Consider the following 13,901-nt stretch of genomic DNA (forward strand, 5'->3'; position numbering starts at 1 on the left):
GGACATCCTACCAATTAACAGCAAGGGGTGACAAATGTCCCTAACTTCTACAATAGTGTTTTTGTTTTATTATCTTGTGTGAGTATTTTAATAAAAATGGAGGTGATTAAAAAATTATATTTTTTACCATGAAAATCATTTTCATTCTCTGTCTAGAACGCTTCAGCGTATGTATGTTTTTTAAAGAAAAAATGAGTCACGTGATTTTTGATTAAATGTAATTAAAAGAAAAGGAGTGAAAGGACAGTTATATTATTTAAACTAGTTCTTTCAGGTAGATGAAGTGTTTTCCGAGTTCTCCTCCGTAGTTGCCAGCGGTGATCTTTTTCACTCCGGGCATGTTTACTGCTGCTTTTAAGCCCACAGACATCGCCTGTTTTACGAGTTCTAGTGTTAGTCCGTTGATTACTAGTTCGAAAACGCTGTTTACCGCATCGGGTAGTTCGGAGTCTTCTATTTGGCCTTTGAGTGTGGGGCAGTATTTTTGGTTGGTTGTGGCGTGCATAAACTTGTATTTAAGGGAGCCGACTTTGCTTCCACTTCTGCAAATTCCACCGGGGAAGGGTATGATCACTTTGTCAATTTTTTGAATTGCTTCAGCCGCGGCTTCTGCGGCTGCTAGTCCTTGTTCTTCGGTTTCTGCCAGTATGAAGAAGTTACCTCCGGCAACTCCTTTTTTAACACCAAAGTCTTTCTCTATGATGAACTCTCCTTCCATTACTGGTATCCGGTAGACTTCTTTACTTGCAATCTCTCCCTTTTTCTGGAACCCGTCACCAAAGTATTTCATTTTATTTCCGACGTCAAAAGTCTCCTCCGGTTCATCACCTAATGCGTCAAAGACCGCTGTGGTGGGGCAGGTGAGTATGCATTGTCCTATTCGATCTATGAGCACTTTTTCAAGGTTCTTTTTAGAAGCGCAGAACATTACAATTATTCCAGTACGCCCATCCGGGGTTTCGCTAGAAGAAACCTCCTTGTCTATGCCAGCTTCACAGGGGCAACCTATAGCAGAGGTTGCAAACCCAGTTGAAACATTAGCCGCTATTCTTGCCCATTTTTCATTTTTCGCGGTTATCAAAATTCTACTCATCCAGAGATTGAAAGCTTCCGCAAAGGTGTCAACAATTTCAGCCAAGGGTTATAACCTCCACCTATCCTATCTCAACTCGAAATATATTGTTTGCAAATTTTCATTTTATTAAACATATAGAGTTAAGGAATTTGTAGATATTTATGTCTTTTTTCCGAAACCAATATTAGACCTTTTTTAATATAGTTGGAACGCTATAGTTTTTAAGTCCTCTGGAGGAAAATACCTCATAAACAGAATCTATTTAAAAGATTGTACTTTATATCGTAAATGATGTCTCACAAGAATTTGTGTATAATATTTTTATAGGTGTTTATCAGAAAGGCAGTATAATAATTGTGATTTGAAGAGATGGTGATATTATGGATGTTGTCAAGATAGGAGTTGTAAAGCTAGGAAACATTGGAACTGCACCGCTTCTTGAGCTGCTTTTAGATGAGAGAGCAGATAGAAATGACATCGATGTTAGAGTTGTAGGTTCTGGGGCTAAACTCAACCCGGATCAGGCGGAGGAGGTTGCTAAAAAAATACTGGATTTTGAGCCGAATCTTGTCCTCACGGTTAGCCCGAATGCGGCTTTGCCCGGTCCGGGAAAGGTTCGGGAAATAATGGCTGATGAGGGAATTCCGCTGATCGTGGTTTCGGATGCTCCAGGGAAAAAGATCAAGGAAGAGGTTGAGGCTAAAAATCAGGGTTACATAATCGTGACTGCTGATGCAATGATAGGAGCTCGAAGACAGTTCTTGGATCCAATTGAGATGGCCCTCTTTAACGTTGATGTTATTCGAGTTCTAGCGGCAACAGGTGCTTTCTCAGTAATATATCACAGTATTGATGCGGTGATTGAACAGATAAAGAATGGTCAGAGACCAGAACTGCCCCGAATTGTGATTAATAAGGAGAAAGCAGTAAATACTCTGAAATTTCAAAACCCTTACGCTCACGCAAAAGCTATAGCCGCGTATGAAACTGCTTGTGCCGTTGCGGACCTTAATGTTGAAGGCTGCTTTAAAATTCAGGAAGAGGAAAGATATGTTCCAATTGTTGCGGCTGCTCATGAAATGATGAGAATGGCAGCAAAGTTGGCAGATGAGGCAAGAGAACTAGAGAAGAGCGGTGACACAGTACTTAGACAACCTCACAAGAAATCAGGCGAAATATTAACAAAAACTGCTCTAGCCGAAAAACCCACTTAATCCTCTTTTCTATTTTTTAATACAAGTTTCAGAATTTCATCGAGTTACGTATTTTCGAGACCGTAAAGCAATTGTTTTTTCTTTCTTTAGATAGTTGGAATTTACTATTTTACTAGTTTTCCGAATATGTATATGCTTAAAAAGACATAGCAGAATCATTTAAATATGATTTAATGGAATAAAAAATCAGTTCCATACCTCACGAATTCCAGTCATTAAAAGTGAAAACATTCAAACCCCTATACAATCTGAAAAGAAATCTAAAAAATGGTTTACAAAAAATTGATAAGGATGAATTTAATAAGGGGTGAAAACTGAAACAAAACAATAAAAATGAAACAAGAAAAAAGCAAGTCTAGATGTTTAAATCGTTTAAAGGTGTTAAAAATGAATCTAGAAATAACAAAAGCGGTTGGTCTACCTCCTTCTCAGCTACCAATGGAAATGGTTGAACGAAAAGGTAAAGGACACCCGGATTCCATATGCGACAAAGCTTCGGAAGAATTAAGCATAGCACTCAGCCAGTATTATCTGGAAAACTTTGGACGCGTACTCCACCATAACGTCGATAAATGCGTTTTAGTGGGTGGACAATCCAACGCTAGATTAGGCGGTGGAGAAATTCTTGAACCAATCTATATACTACTAGTGGGTAGAGCCACAGCACAGGTAGGTAATGATGTCACAAAAAAGGTTCCCATAGGAAAGTTTGCGGTCGGACATACTAAGGATTGGATGTCTAGAGACTTCCCGCATCTTAACGTCACGAGTGACATAATTGTGGACTACAAAATTAAACCCGGTAGCGTAGACTTGGTGGGTAACTTTGATGAAGCACCCGAAATACCTAGAGCCAACGACACCAGTTTCGGAGTTTCTTTCGCACCATTCACAGAAACAGAGAATTTAGTGTACCAGACAGAAAAAACCCTAAACTCACCAGAATGTAAGAAAAAATGTCCAGGCATCGGTGAAGATATAAAAGTAATGGGAGTAAGACGCCAGAACACAATCAATCTAACAGTAGCAGCCGCAATAATAGCAGGCGAAACACCAGACAAAGACACTTATATCAATGTAAAAGAGGAAATCAAAGACATTATATTAGACTTAGCTTCAAAGATTACAGAAATGGACGTAAATGTACATGTAAACACGGCGGATGTGCTAAAAAATGATTTAATGTATCTCACTGTGACCGGAACCTCAGCAGAACACGGTGATGATGGACAAGTCGGCAGAGGCAATAGAGCCAACGGTTTAATCACACCCTATAGACCTATGACCCTAGAGGCTGCAGCGGGAAAGAATCCAGTAACTCATGTGGGTAAAACCTATAATACTGCTGCCAGAAGAATTGCAGATACTCTGGTAAAAGAGGAACCAAGAGTGGAAAACGTCTCAGTTTACATAGTAAGTCAGATAGGTGCCCCGATAACCGAGCCCCAAGGAATCAATCTTGAGATAACTATGGACGGATCGATAGATTCCATCAAGAGCACCGCACAGGCCATAGCTGAAGAAGTAATGGAAGACATGCCGAATATATGGAAAGGATTCATGAAAAGAGAATATGAATTATTCTAAGTTAAAACACCAACCCATTTTTATAATTTAAAGGCCGAATACAACGGGAATAAATCTTCCTATTTAGCAGACGAGTAACCAAATCAAAACAAGATTACCTCGAATTTAAAAATCCTAAATTTTCCAAAAAAATAAAAAACCTAATACCTATAAACTATACCATAAAAACTTGTTTTGAACACTTGTTAAAAAGAATAAAATATTTTTTGAAGTATTTCCAATAACTCTACTTTTCAAAATAGGTTATTATTCCAATTTATAATCTTGGAAAAGAGAATTAAATGAGTTAGAGTCCATTGGTCTTTTTAAGTAGCGGGATATCTATTTTACCAGCAACGTGGGATTTACCCGTCTTGAGGTTATTAACTAGAACGCTCGCTGGTGCGAAAATTCCCGGGTCAATATTATAGAAATCAAAGTTCGCTTCTTTGAACGTTTGGTAGAAAGGTTTCCCATAACTTTTTGAACCACCCGAAGGAGTTTTCTTTACAATTTCCCCCAGCTCGTCATCATTGTCATAGTCTACGAACAGATTTACGTGTCCAGCAGTTATTATCTGATCATTCGTTCTCCCCATAGCTTTGGTGCTATCAGGATGAATGGGGGCTATAGGTGCACTACCATTTGCGTACACAATTTTCTTAGGGTCTAAACCCACTTCAGATATCTTGTGTATCCCTGTTTCCACCACTCTCCCAGAAATCTGGATTGACCCCACCATACTGCTTGTCGGTGCAACCACTAAATACACATTGCTCGGTGCGACATTGCATCCTTCAGCAACCACTTCTACAATTTCGTCTTTAGGCAACTTATCTGCTTCAAGAAATAGCACGGCAACATCGGATTTGTCTTGATAATCTATTTCTTGGTACATTTTTTTAGGCTTCAAAGATAAGGCTCTTGCTGGCCCCGAGCCCATACCATAAAACTTTCCTTCCTTATTTGTAATCCTCCAACCAGCAAACTGTGAACCAAGAGTGGATAATGGAGGATAATTAGTTGAAACCATTATTGAAGGAAGAAGAACGTCGCCATACTGTGATGTAATAACTTTAGCCGTGCCTAATCCTCCAAGACACACTTCAGTGGCAAGCTCTCCCGCAATAATACTTCCCCGAGCATCAACTCCAGCATCAATAATATGAGCACCGTTACTAGTTTTATTCACATTAATCTGAAGCAGTTGAGCATCCTCAATCATTCTATCAACTATTAACTTCGCATATTGATTTACACTAATAGCCATATTACCTACTCCAGCTAACAAATAATTAGGGAGAAATATGCGAATTTTTATCCTTAAAAATGTAGAGTGAACCATTTCCTTCCTCTGAAAGATCCCCAGAGAACTTTAAGAAAGGCCCTTTAACTTTCTCACCGTTCAACTCTATTTCAGGCACTTCCTCCTCAAACTTAAAGGTAGGCAATATTTCTGAAACCTTCCCCATGATGATAATTTTCCCCTTGGTCATTTCTCCGCCAGCCCGCTCCTTTGCATCACCATAAACTACTATTTCTCCACCAGACATATTTAAACCGGCAAAAGGTCCAATATTTCCTTTTACAACAATTTTTCCACTAGCCATCCGTGACCCTACCTCATTACCCGCATTACCATCAACAATAATAGTCCCCTGAACACCCTTCTCAAGCCTTTTCATTCCCTCGTAAGAACCACGATAAGCTGAACCCAGATAATTTCTCGCATTACCTTTAATATGAATCTCGCCAGCACGCATCTCAGCACCAGCCCAGTGGTCCGCGTCGCCTTCCACAATGATTTTACCACCCTTCATTTCAGCGCCAACATGCATACCCACCTTACCCTTGATAATTATTTCACCTGCAGACATGCCTAAACCAATACGCTTTGTGGTAGGCACATCCCCTTTAATCACAATTGAAATTTCTTCCGGTGAAGCAGCAGATTCACCAGAAACTTTAAACAATTCACCCAGCTTTTTCTGACGATTTCCCTTCCAAATCGCCAAACCTTTAATCTCGTCGATAGTTTTTCCCGCAAACTTATCAGGACTTATGACCTCAGCCTCGATCGGAATTCTAGTCTGTTCCAAAGGAGTCAGTTCAATAATCTTCATCCACACCACCTTTATAAAACTTAGTTAGAATTCCCTACAGTTATCGCCATAGACTTAGGCAAATACTCCATCTGCACCGCATAATTTCTAAAATTCACACTATACTGATAGGTAAACCTGTACCTAAGGTCATCTAGAATGGAAGCCTCTTGCTCCTTAGGCAAATGAGCATCCACCCAAAACGTTTTGCCAAAGGGTGAAGCAACAACCTTACCACCCTTAACCACAACCAGCCCATCCTTAATCGTGTAAGCGGCATTACCCAAAGCTTTTTCAAGCTTCTTATAATCAGTTGAAGGGTTCATCTTCTCAGGGTCAAAATTATAAATAGCAACATCGCCATCAGCACCAACACCTAGATGACCTTTATTCTTTAACCCCAAAAGCTTAGCGGTAGTAGCCCTAGTAACCACAGCCAACTCACCAAATGTATATTCTCTGTCAAAATCTGGAAGTTTACTTCGCTTAGAAGCAGTATCATGAACTTTTTCTAACATATCCTTACGGGCAACCTTACTCATAAGCCAAGAGAAGAATGTCGGATACTTAAAGAAAGGCCCACCGTTAGGATGGTCCGTAGTCGCACAAATCTTCCAAGGATCTTTAATACCTAATAAAAGCTCTAAACCAATAGCCCACTGCACCGCATTCACAGGATTCTTACGCCTAAACTCGTAAGGAACTACACCAGAACTAGTCTCTAACTCCACATCAGCATTAGTCCACTTCTGATGATTAATACCTTGTAAAGCGTATTCCCAGGGACCGTCAGCGGTCATAGTTGTGGTGTCTCCGAAGATGACTTGCCCTACGTCTATTGTGACGTGGTCGTGTGTGTTGACGTACTCTATAATAGGTTCTGCACCAGAAGCAAAGTTCTGCCAAGTATCTCCAGCGTAGGCGTTGAATTGGCAGTGTGTGAAATGTAATACGTTTTTTCTTCCAGTTGCTGCGTTTATTTTTTTAACAATGTCGAAAGTTTCGAGTGTTATCTCATAATTGCCGGGATGCCCTAGATTATTACCATGTAGATGTATGGTGTGTGGTAATCCTAGTTTTTCATTTGCATAGGCTAGCCCTTCTATTATATCTCTTGGTGAGAGTTCAAAATAGGTTACGGGGTCATCTAGGCTGTTTACGTTTTTGCCCCATGCCCAGTTTTCGTCACCGCCGGGGTTTACTATTTTTACTGCATAGCCTTTTGTTGCCCTTAATAACCAAGCCACAAAAGCAACCAGTTTATCTAGTTCTCTATTTACTATGTAGTCGAAAACGAACCAGTTGTTTCCGAAGAGTGGGAAGCATGCTTTGTCTAGGATGGGGATGTCGTTTAGTTCTTCATGCGTGTGTCGTGTTTTGAGTGGCGGTGTTGCAGGTTCGAATGCAGTTGTGTAGCCCATTTGTGCGTATCGGTAGCCGGTTATGAAGGTAGTTGGTACTGAGTAACCCGTCCCTGACCTTAATCCCGGTGCTTTGGGTACCACATCTTTTCTGTGGTCTTCTGGTCGGAGTATGCGGCCAGTATTTACTTTGGCTCCTGCAATGTGGGTATGTATGTCTACACCACCTGGCATTACGACCATGCCGGATGCATCGATAGTTTGTGCTTTTTTGGATAATTTGCTTTCTTCGACTATTTTTCCGTCTTTGATTGCTATACTAATTTTTTCTCCGTCAATTTTGTTAAAGGGGTCGTAAACATAACCGTTTTTAATGAGTAGTTCAGTCATTAAGCGTCCCTCAAGTATTATATTTTCGATGACACTTATTCTAAGTTATTATTTATTTCTTTTGTTGTTTTTTATATAATAGTTATTAAAAATATTAATAATTTTTGTATTTTAATAGAAATAATGTTAAGAAATGATGTTTAAATATTTTAATATTTTACCGAATTCTATTTGAGATAAAAAAGTTATAATAAATCTGCCTATTTTTGATTCTGGTGCTGATTCTTTACTAGGATTTGAATTGTTTCCCACCTTTTTCTTTTGTGATGCTAGGGAATGGAATGGGGAGAGGGGCAGTGTCTTAGGTAATTTTTCGGTGGTGAGGGACCACGCTTGTGGGGTTCCTTTTACTTTTCCCCATTTTCCCAAAAGGAAGCGTTTTAAAAGTCTCTTCTTGAAAACGCCAACCCAAAGCCGTTGTTAAAAAAAGGCTCTTTAAATCCGCTAAAGTAGAAAGAGCGGCAAAAATCCACTACAGTATGAGACGAAAAACCACGAAAAGCAAAAACAAAAGAACCAGAATCAATTTTTACCTAAAAACAGCTTATCTATCAGAGATTTAATTATGAGCTTTAGGCATCGATAAAACTCTCTTAAATTTAAATTTTGAATTAAAATTAGTATCTTCTGTAATGGTTTAGTATTTTCTTAGTATTTTGTTTAAAAAGAGCGGATTGATGGTTTTGGGGTTGTTTGGTTTTAAAAAGAGGGTGTGATTTTAGGATGTTTTTGGTGTGGTTAATTTCTCTACTACTCTGTCCCAGATTTCTGTGTATTCACCTTCTGAGAGTACTTTGGTTCTTTTTATTTCGAGGGCTCCTTCGCCGGGACATGCTGTGACGCATAGTCCGCAGAGAATGCATTTGTCTTGGTCTACTTCGATTTTTGGTGGTTTGTCCCAGGGATGTTTGCGTTTGGGAATTTTTATGGCTTCGGTGGGACATATTAGAGTACAGGTTGCACAGCCGCCTGGGCATTTTTCGGGATGGGGTATGATTTCTCCTTCAAAGAATTTTTTGGCAGTTTTGCCTTCGTCTTTTGCAAGTTTTACTTCTTCGAATTTGAGGTTGGGTAAAGCTCCTCCTTCTACGACTAGTAGTATTGGTTCATCGTTTATTCTTAGTTCCAGTGCACCGAAGGGACATAGGTGGACACAAACTCCACAGAAGCTGCACTTCTTCTCGTCAACGAGTACTGCCGGTGCATCAGATAATTTTTTTTCGGTTGCTCCAACTGGCCCTCTTCTAATGGCTTCTTTGGGGCATACGGTTAAGCAGATTCCGCACCCGGTGCATTTTTCTCGGTCTAATATGAGTTTTGCATCTATGTCTATCATTTTCATTTCGGTGGTTATCTTATCCTTTTCTATTTGTTGACCAAAATATGGATACATTCTCTCACCTCTCAACTAGTTCCAGTTTTAATCCTTTGGTTGAGCAGGCTTCTATGCAGACACCGCAACCATCGCAGGCATCTAGATTTACTACTTCGCATTTTCCGTTGCGTACCCGGAGGGTGTATAGTTCTTCGTTGGTGTTACCCTCCATTCTCAGGCGAGCGTTGATTGGGCAAACAGTTACACAGTCGCCGCAACCATTGCACAGTGGGAGTCTGATTCGGATCCTATAAACATTTTTTGTGGCTTCCATAAGGGATACCTCACTCAGTTTAATAGGTTATAGCAGTATTTTAGTATTATTTATTTTTGATTACTATGGGGCCTCTGGGGGCGGTTTTCCCCATTAGCCTTTCTTTTTAATGCGAGCGGGTCAGTTGTAGATTAATTTTCCTTGGGAACATTAACTAGCATCACTTTTAAATTTATAGCCTTAATAATTCTTTTTCTTGATAAGATTCTCTTTTTTAGAGTGTTGAGTCTAAAGATTAATGATTTTTCAAAAATGTGTTTAATTTTAATTCACTTTATGTGCCGTTTTTCTTCATCTTTCATTCCGGGTTTTAATTATGGGGGGAGTATAATATAGAATTTTGTTAATATATTAAGTATTTGTTTTAAAAAAGTTTAGAAATTTCTAGAGAAGAGCGTTTTTAGCCAAGAATTTGAAAGTTCTTATCCTAATTTTTAAATACTATTCTTTAATATCTGTTTTCTAGTTCAAGTGATACATTTATATTAGTGTAACATTTGTCATAATAGAAGTTATGGTGTTCTACGTGGCAAGAGTTAAAATCAACACGAAAAAATGTCTAGGATGTGGCAATTGCGTCTCAGTCTGTCCCTCTTGTAAAGAGAGAATCCTGTACGAAAGCGGTTTTAACTCTTGCGAAATCGAGAACTCCGAAGAACCAATATGTGTAATAAACGGCATAGCGGTTGTGGTCAAACCTGAATTATGCCGGATATGCAGGGTAATGGATTGCGAAAAAGTCTGCCCCAGCGGGGCACTCACAATTGAAACGTGAGGAGGAAAAACAAATGTCCGAGAATAACACTCTAAAGGCAATCCTGATAACAGGAAGAAGCCTAGACCAAGGAGTGGCAATCGAAACCAACAAGTCAGGAGACAATTACACTAGGGCTTGCGGAAAATTATTCATTGATCCCCAAGATATGAAAAAACTGAAGATTCTAAGCGGAGACACTGTACTATTAAAAACAAATTATGGCGAAGTCATAGTCAGAGCAGAAAAGTCTCCAGATGCCCCCCACGAAGGAATAATTTTTTGTCCTATGGGTCCGTGGGCTAATCAGGTCATTAATCCTTATACGGATTCTACTGGTATGCCTTCGTTTAAGGGCGTTGATGCAACGGTACAGAGGGCTCCAGGGAAAACGGTTCTTAGTGCTCTTGAACTTGCGAGAAAGTTTTTGAAATAGTATGATGGTTATAGGAGGAAATGTGATTTGTCTCAGGAAGTTGTGACTGATGTTGTTTGCCCGTTTTGTGGTTCACTTTGTGATGATGGGGAAATAGTCGTTGAGGATGGCAAAATAGTTGAGACTAGAAATCTTTGCACCATTGGAACTGCAAAGTTCTTGTCTGCTCAGAATGGTCACAGAATTATGAAACCGATGATCAGAGAGAACGGAGAATTGAAGGAAACCACTTTTGAAAACGCGGTTAAAAAGGCGGCGGAGATACTGCTGAAAGCTGAGAGACCGCTTCTCTACGGTTGGGCGTCAACAGAGTGTGATGCGCATCGTGTAGGGTGTGAGCTAGCTGAGGAGCTTAATGCTGTGATAGATGATACTTCGAGTGTTTGCCATGGTCCTTCAACCATTGCTAAACAGGAGGTGGGTCTTCCGGCATGTACTTTGGGTCAGGTGAAGAATAGGGCGGATGTGATTGTTTATTGGGGATGTAACCCGGCACATGCACATCCAAGACACATGGCAAGATATACTACTTTTATTAGGGGCTTTTTCAGGGAACAGGGAAAACAGGACCGAACCTTGGTAGTAATCGATGTACGTAATACGGATACTGCTAAGCTTGCGGACCACTTTCTGCAGGTAAAGCCGGGATATGATTATGAGCTTTTTAGTGCCTTTAGGGCTGCGATAAAGGGGCAGCCTATTCGTGGAGAAGATGTGGGTGGAGTGCCTGTTTCTAAGATTCAGGAAGTGGCTGAGATAATGAAGAATGCGGGGTTCGGGGTTATTTTCTTTGGTTTGGGACTTACTATGTCTCGGGGTAAGCACCGAAACGTGGAAAACGCCATCAAATTAACTATTGACTTGAACAAGTACGCTAAGTTTGTGATTATGGCAATGAGAGGACATTACAATGTTGCCGGCTTTAGTATAGTCACTGGTTGGCAGACGGGCTACCCTTTTGGAATAGACTTCCAGAGAGGTTATCCATATTATAATCCGGGGGAAACCACTTCTAATGAGATTCTTCAGAGAGAAGAGGCGGACGCTGTTCTGGTTATAGCTTCAGACCCTGTTTCACACTTTCCTGCCAGCAGCATATCCTACATGGCTAAACTACCGGTAATCGTTATTGAGCCACATGTAACCCCAACCACTGAAATAGCTACGGTGGTGATACCCTCAGCTATATCTGGTATTGAGGATGAGGGCACTGCCTATCGAATGGATCATGTCCCCATCAGGTTAAGAAAGGTTATTGAGCCACCACTAGGCTGTTTACCAGACAGAAAGATTTTAGAAGCGATATTAGAAGAAGTTCGGAAACTTAAGAGTAAAGCTTAACACTTAAATTATTTCCTTTTTTATATCTTCAAAATATTTTGGCTACGATTTTTTTAAAAAATTGTATTTCTAGCTTTTAAAAGATGGAATGAAAAACTAGTCGTACGTAGATAGTAAGTATTAACCTATAAGATAATGGAAGGGTTAACAACTTGGTTTTTCTTAACCGTAAACTTGTTTTTGATCATTAGCCTCTTCTTTGGCGCATTCTTGAAAAGAGATCTTTTAATTCACCTTGTAACTGCATTCTTGCACTCACCGGACCCCCTATTGGGGCTGGGCCGCTAGCTGTAGCTGGTGCTTTTAATGAACCGTATGCGGGTGCTGGTGTTGGATGCGAGTATGGTGGCGGTTCTCTTGCTGAGGATCTGTAGCCATATTCCTCATCTTCAGGACCAGCAGGGGCTTTGCGTCTCCCTTCCATGGATTCTGATGAACCACCAAACCGTGATTCTCCGAGTCTATTCATATTTCTTTCTAAGCCATTTAGGCGGTTGTCTAATTCGTTCATTCTCCCCTCAAGCATGTCAACCGCGTTAAGCATAATTTTTACTACTCCGGATATGATTTCCGCGAGTTCTTTTATTTTCTTATCGTCGCCAAAACCGTCAAGAAGCTCACTAAACTCGTCAGCCATAAGAAGTCGCTCCTAAACTATGAAGATTCTCTTTTCGGCGACATATAAAGTTTTTCACTGAAAAAATTTTTCGTTAACTATAAATTTTAGAGTTTGTTTTTATGGCTCTTACAAAAAAAGGAGGGAAAGAAGCTTTGGAAACATCTTTTTAAGATAAAATTTTTTAGTGTTTAGACTTTTTCTTCTGTTTGAATTTTTTCCCGTTTTCTGAATCCTCGGATTCTTCCACACAGCTTTTCCCAATCTACGAATATCAGTGCTAAGACCACAATTACCATGATAGCTATACTGGTAATAATTGTTGTTAATCCCGCTTCACCAGAAAACCAATCTAATATAGTTTTACCAAAAATTTCAACATTAGTAAGGAATTGTGCGCTATACGCGATGATAGAACACATGATAATTTTACCGACGAAACAAGCAGAGATCGCTTTTACAAGGGAGTAATCAACTAGACCTAAAGCTAATAATAGGACATCGCCCGGCGATAGATTCGCAGAATCTTTGTTACGGTTTTTCTCCCTTATTAGCCTAATAATTTATTGTTTTATCGGTATTTTTCCTCATTTTTTTATGTTTAAACCGCCTCAGATTGAAAAAAGCTGGGAACAAGGTTTGAAGCACACAAGGAAAAAGCCTCAAAAAAAGGGCAGATTTTGCGAATCTATCGCCCGGAAGGGGCGTGGCAGCAAATAAGATAATGAGAGGAATTCCCCAACCTCGCTCTGCTAGATCACCGTATCTAACTAGCCGTTTACCGTAACTCGAATCCTCAATTAGCTCTTGACCACCCCTACCAATCAGCCAAGCACTAGTCTCACCCATAGCGGCACCAGCGCCCGCAAAAACGCCCAGAGCTAACGCATTAATTTCACCAAAGTAGCACCTGAAATAGTGAAAATACTCAATATTAATATATTGATCCCACTCATTGATCCACTTGCCACAATGGCTAGAAGTAGGAAACTAGCCCAAGATTTAAAGATAACTAAAAACCACAGAAAAATAACGTAAGGTAAAGGGAAAATAACAGTTACATTACCAATAATGCTAGCGTGTAGAACTGCCAAGTATTGTCCAAACTGTCCTCCGGGGAAGAATATAGTGTACCATAACATTGACCAAGCTAGAGGATTTTGCCAAAGGGATATTAAGTTGGGTAATAGTAGTCGTGGATAATAAGACCAGAGAATAAAATCCCAGTATATACTTAGTGTTACGGGACTTGTTAGAAAAAAAAGAGGAAGACCGGCAAATATTAGATATTTTTTCTTGCCTTTACCTAAAATTAAACCAGACCTCACCTCATTGGTTTGATTTCTTGACAAGCTTGGAGAGAGGCAAAGAACTATCGATGGGTAAGGGCCCCCTGG

14 protein-coding genes are annotated in these 13,901 nt (G+C 39.9%); 5 read left to right on the forward strand and 9 right to left on the reverse strand.

The genetic code is table 11. From position 1 onward, the window contains the following. Window positions 1-256 precede the first annotated feature (256 nt). Window positions 257-1,138, reverse strand: a complete 882-nt coding sequence (fhcD, locus tag ACUVXA_RS07035; RefSeq protein ID WP_445870538.1) for a formylmethanofuran--tetrahydromethanopterin N-formyltransferase — start codon at window positions 1,136-1,138, stop codon at window positions 257-259. 317 nt (window positions 1,139-1,455) lie between these two features. Here fhcD and ACUVXA_RS07040 point away from each other — a divergent pair, with 317 nt between their 5' ends. Both ACUVXA_RS07040 and ACUVXA_RS07045 read left to right on the forward strand, forming a co-directional pair. After that, window positions 1,456-2,289, forward strand: a complete 834-nt coding sequence (locus tag ACUVXA_RS07040; protein WP_445870539.1) for a F420-dependent methylenetetrahydromethanopterin dehydrogenase — start codon at window positions 1,456-1,458, stop codon at window positions 2,287-2,289. A 387-nt stretch (window positions 2,290-2,676) separates the two neighbouring features. Further along, complete coding sequence (locus ACUVXA_RS07045) at window positions 2,677-3,876, forward strand: methionine adenosyltransferase (protein ID WP_445870540.1); 1,200 nt, start codon at window positions 2,677-2,679, stop codon at window positions 3,874-3,876. 286 nt (window positions 3,877-4,162) lie between these two features. Here the strand turns inward: ACUVXA_RS07045 and mch are convergent, their stop codons facing one another. The 5 genes from mch to ACUVXA_RS07070 all read right to left on the reverse strand — a co-directional run bounded on the left by mch (window position 4,163) and on the right by ACUVXA_RS07070 (window position 9,357). Beyond that, window positions 4,163-5,125 (reverse strand): methenyltetrahydromethanopterin cyclohydrolase, encoded by a 963-nt coding sequence (gene mch, locus ACUVXA_RS07050; protein ID WP_445870541.1) that lies wholly within the window; start codon window positions 5,123-5,125, stop codon window positions 4,163-4,165. Between the two features lie 25 nt (window positions 5,126-5,150). Beyond that, on the reverse strand, window positions 5,151-5,978 hold the full coding sequence (locus ACUVXA_RS07055; RefSeq protein WP_445870542.1) for a formylmethanofuran dehydrogenase subunit C: 828 nt from the start codon (window positions 5,976-5,978) through the stop codon (window positions 5,151-5,153). Between the two features lie 20 nt (window positions 5,979-5,998). Then, the gene (locus ACUVXA_RS07060; RefSeq protein ID WP_445870543.1) at window positions 5,999-7,708 is read right to left on the reverse strand and encodes a formylmethanofuran dehydrogenase subunit A; all 1,710 of its coding nucleotides are present in this window, start codon (window positions 7,706-7,708) and stop codon (window positions 5,999-6,001) included. Window positions 7,709-8,426: 718 nt separating this feature from the next. After that, window positions 8,427-9,101, reverse strand: a complete 675-nt coding sequence (locus tag ACUVXA_RS07065) for a 4Fe-4S binding protein (RefSeq protein WP_445870544.1) — start codon at window positions 9,099-9,101, stop codon at window positions 8,427-8,429. Window positions 9,102-9,105: 4 nt separating this feature from the next. Beyond that, window positions 9,106-9,357: a 4Fe-4S dicluster domain-containing protein gene (locus ACUVXA_RS07070; protein WP_445870545.1), complete on the reverse strand. Its 252-nt coding sequence runs from the start codon at window positions 9,355-9,357 to the stop codon at window positions 9,106-9,108. A gap of 526 nt (window positions 9,358-9,883) precedes the next feature. On the opposite strand from ACUVXA_RS07070, the gene ACUVXA_RS07075 reads away from it, so the two are divergent. The 3 genes from ACUVXA_RS07075 to ACUVXA_RS07085 are packed head-to-tail and all read left to right on the forward strand — an operon-like array spanning window position 9,884 to window position 11,888. Next, complete coding sequence (locus ACUVXA_RS07075) at window positions 9,884-10,132, forward strand: 4Fe-4S binding protein (RefSeq protein ID WP_445870546.1); 249 nt, start codon at window positions 9,884-9,886, stop codon at window positions 10,130-10,132. A 13-nt stretch (window positions 10,133-10,145) separates the two neighbouring features. Then, entirely contained in the window at window positions 10,146-10,547 is a 402-nt protein-coding gene (locus tag ACUVXA_RS07080) for a molybdopterin dinucleotide binding domain-containing protein (protein ID WP_445870547.1), read from the forward strand. Between the two features lie 27 nt (window positions 10,548-10,574). Beyond that, window positions 10,575-11,888: a formylmethanofuran dehydrogenase subunit B gene (locus tag ACUVXA_RS07085; protein ID WP_445870548.1), complete on the forward strand. Its 1,314-nt coding sequence runs from the start codon at window positions 10,575-10,577 to the stop codon at window positions 11,886-11,888. A 187-nt stretch (window positions 11,889-12,075) separates the two neighbouring features. Here ACUVXA_RS07085 and ACUVXA_RS07090 read toward each other — a convergent pair whose 3' ends face one another. The 3 genes from ACUVXA_RS07090 to ACUVXA_RS07100 all read right to left on the reverse strand — a co-directional run bounded on the left by ACUVXA_RS07090 (window position 12,076) and on the right by ACUVXA_RS07100 (window position 13,353). Beyond that, window positions 12,076-12,525 carry a hypothetical protein gene (locus ACUVXA_RS07090; protein WP_445870549.1) on the reverse strand — a complete coding sequence of 150 codons (450 nt, stop codon included), beginning with the start codon at window positions 12,523-12,525 and terminating at the stop codon, window positions 12,076-12,078. 170 nt (window positions 12,526-12,695) lie between these two features. Then, window positions 12,696-12,926: a hypothetical protein gene (locus ACUVXA_RS07095; protein WP_445870550.1), complete on the reverse strand. Its 231-nt coding sequence runs from the start codon at window positions 12,924-12,926 to the stop codon at window positions 12,696-12,698. Window positions 12,927-13,059: 133 nt separating this feature from the next. Continuing rightward, window positions 13,060-13,353 carry a hypothetical protein gene (locus ACUVXA_RS07100; RefSeq protein ID WP_445870551.1) on the reverse strand — a complete coding sequence of 98 codons (294 nt, stop codon included), beginning with the start codon at window positions 13,351-13,353 and terminating at the stop codon, window positions 13,060-13,062. Window positions 13,354-13,901 lie beyond the last annotated feature (548 nt).

The organism is Candidatus Jordarchaeum sp. (genome assembly GCF_052745115.1).

Coding starts and splice junctions, on each gene's coding strand:
- ACUVXA_RS07040 (WP_445870539.1), top strand. CDS start 1,456: ATGGATGTTGTCAAGATAGGAGTTGTAAAGCTAGGAAACATTGGAACT.
- ACUVXA_RS07045 (WP_445870540.1), top strand. CDS start 2,677: ATGAATCTAGAAATAACAAAAGCGGTTGGTCTACCTCCTTCTCAGCTA.
- mch (WP_445870541.1), bottom strand. CDS start 5,125: ATGGCTATTAGTGTAAATCAATATGCGAAGTTAATAGTTGATAGAATG.
- ACUVXA_RS07055 (WP_445870542.1), bottom strand. CDS start 5,978: ATGAAGATTATTGAACTGACTCCTTTGGAACAGACTAGAATTCCGATC.
- ACUVXA_RS07060 (WP_445870543.1), bottom strand. CDS start 7,708: ATGACTGAACTACTCATTAAAAACGGTTATGTTTACGACCCCTTTAAC.
- ACUVXA_RS07065 (WP_445870544.1), bottom strand. CDS start 9,101: ATGTATCCATATTTTGGTCAACAAATAGAAAAGGATAAGATAACCACC.
- ACUVXA_RS07070 (WP_445870545.1), bottom strand. CDS start 9,357: ATGGAAGCCACAAAAAATGTTTATAGGATCCGAATCAGACTCCCACTG.
- ACUVXA_RS07080 (WP_445870547.1), top strand. CDS start 10,146: ATGTCCGAGAATAACACTCTAAAGGCAATCCTGATAACAGGAAGAAGC.
- ACUVXA_RS07090 (WP_445870549.1), bottom strand. CDS start 12,525: ATGGCTGACGAGTTTAGTGAGCTTCTTGACGGTTTTGGCGACGATAAG.
- ACUVXA_RS07095 (WP_445870550.1), bottom strand. CDS start 12,926: ATGTGTTCTATCATCGCGTATAGCGCACAATTCCTTACTAATGTTGAA.
- ACUVXA_RS07100 (WP_445870551.1), bottom strand. CDS start 13,353: ATGGGTGAGACTAGTGCTTGGCTGATTGGTAGGGGTGGTCAAGAGCTA.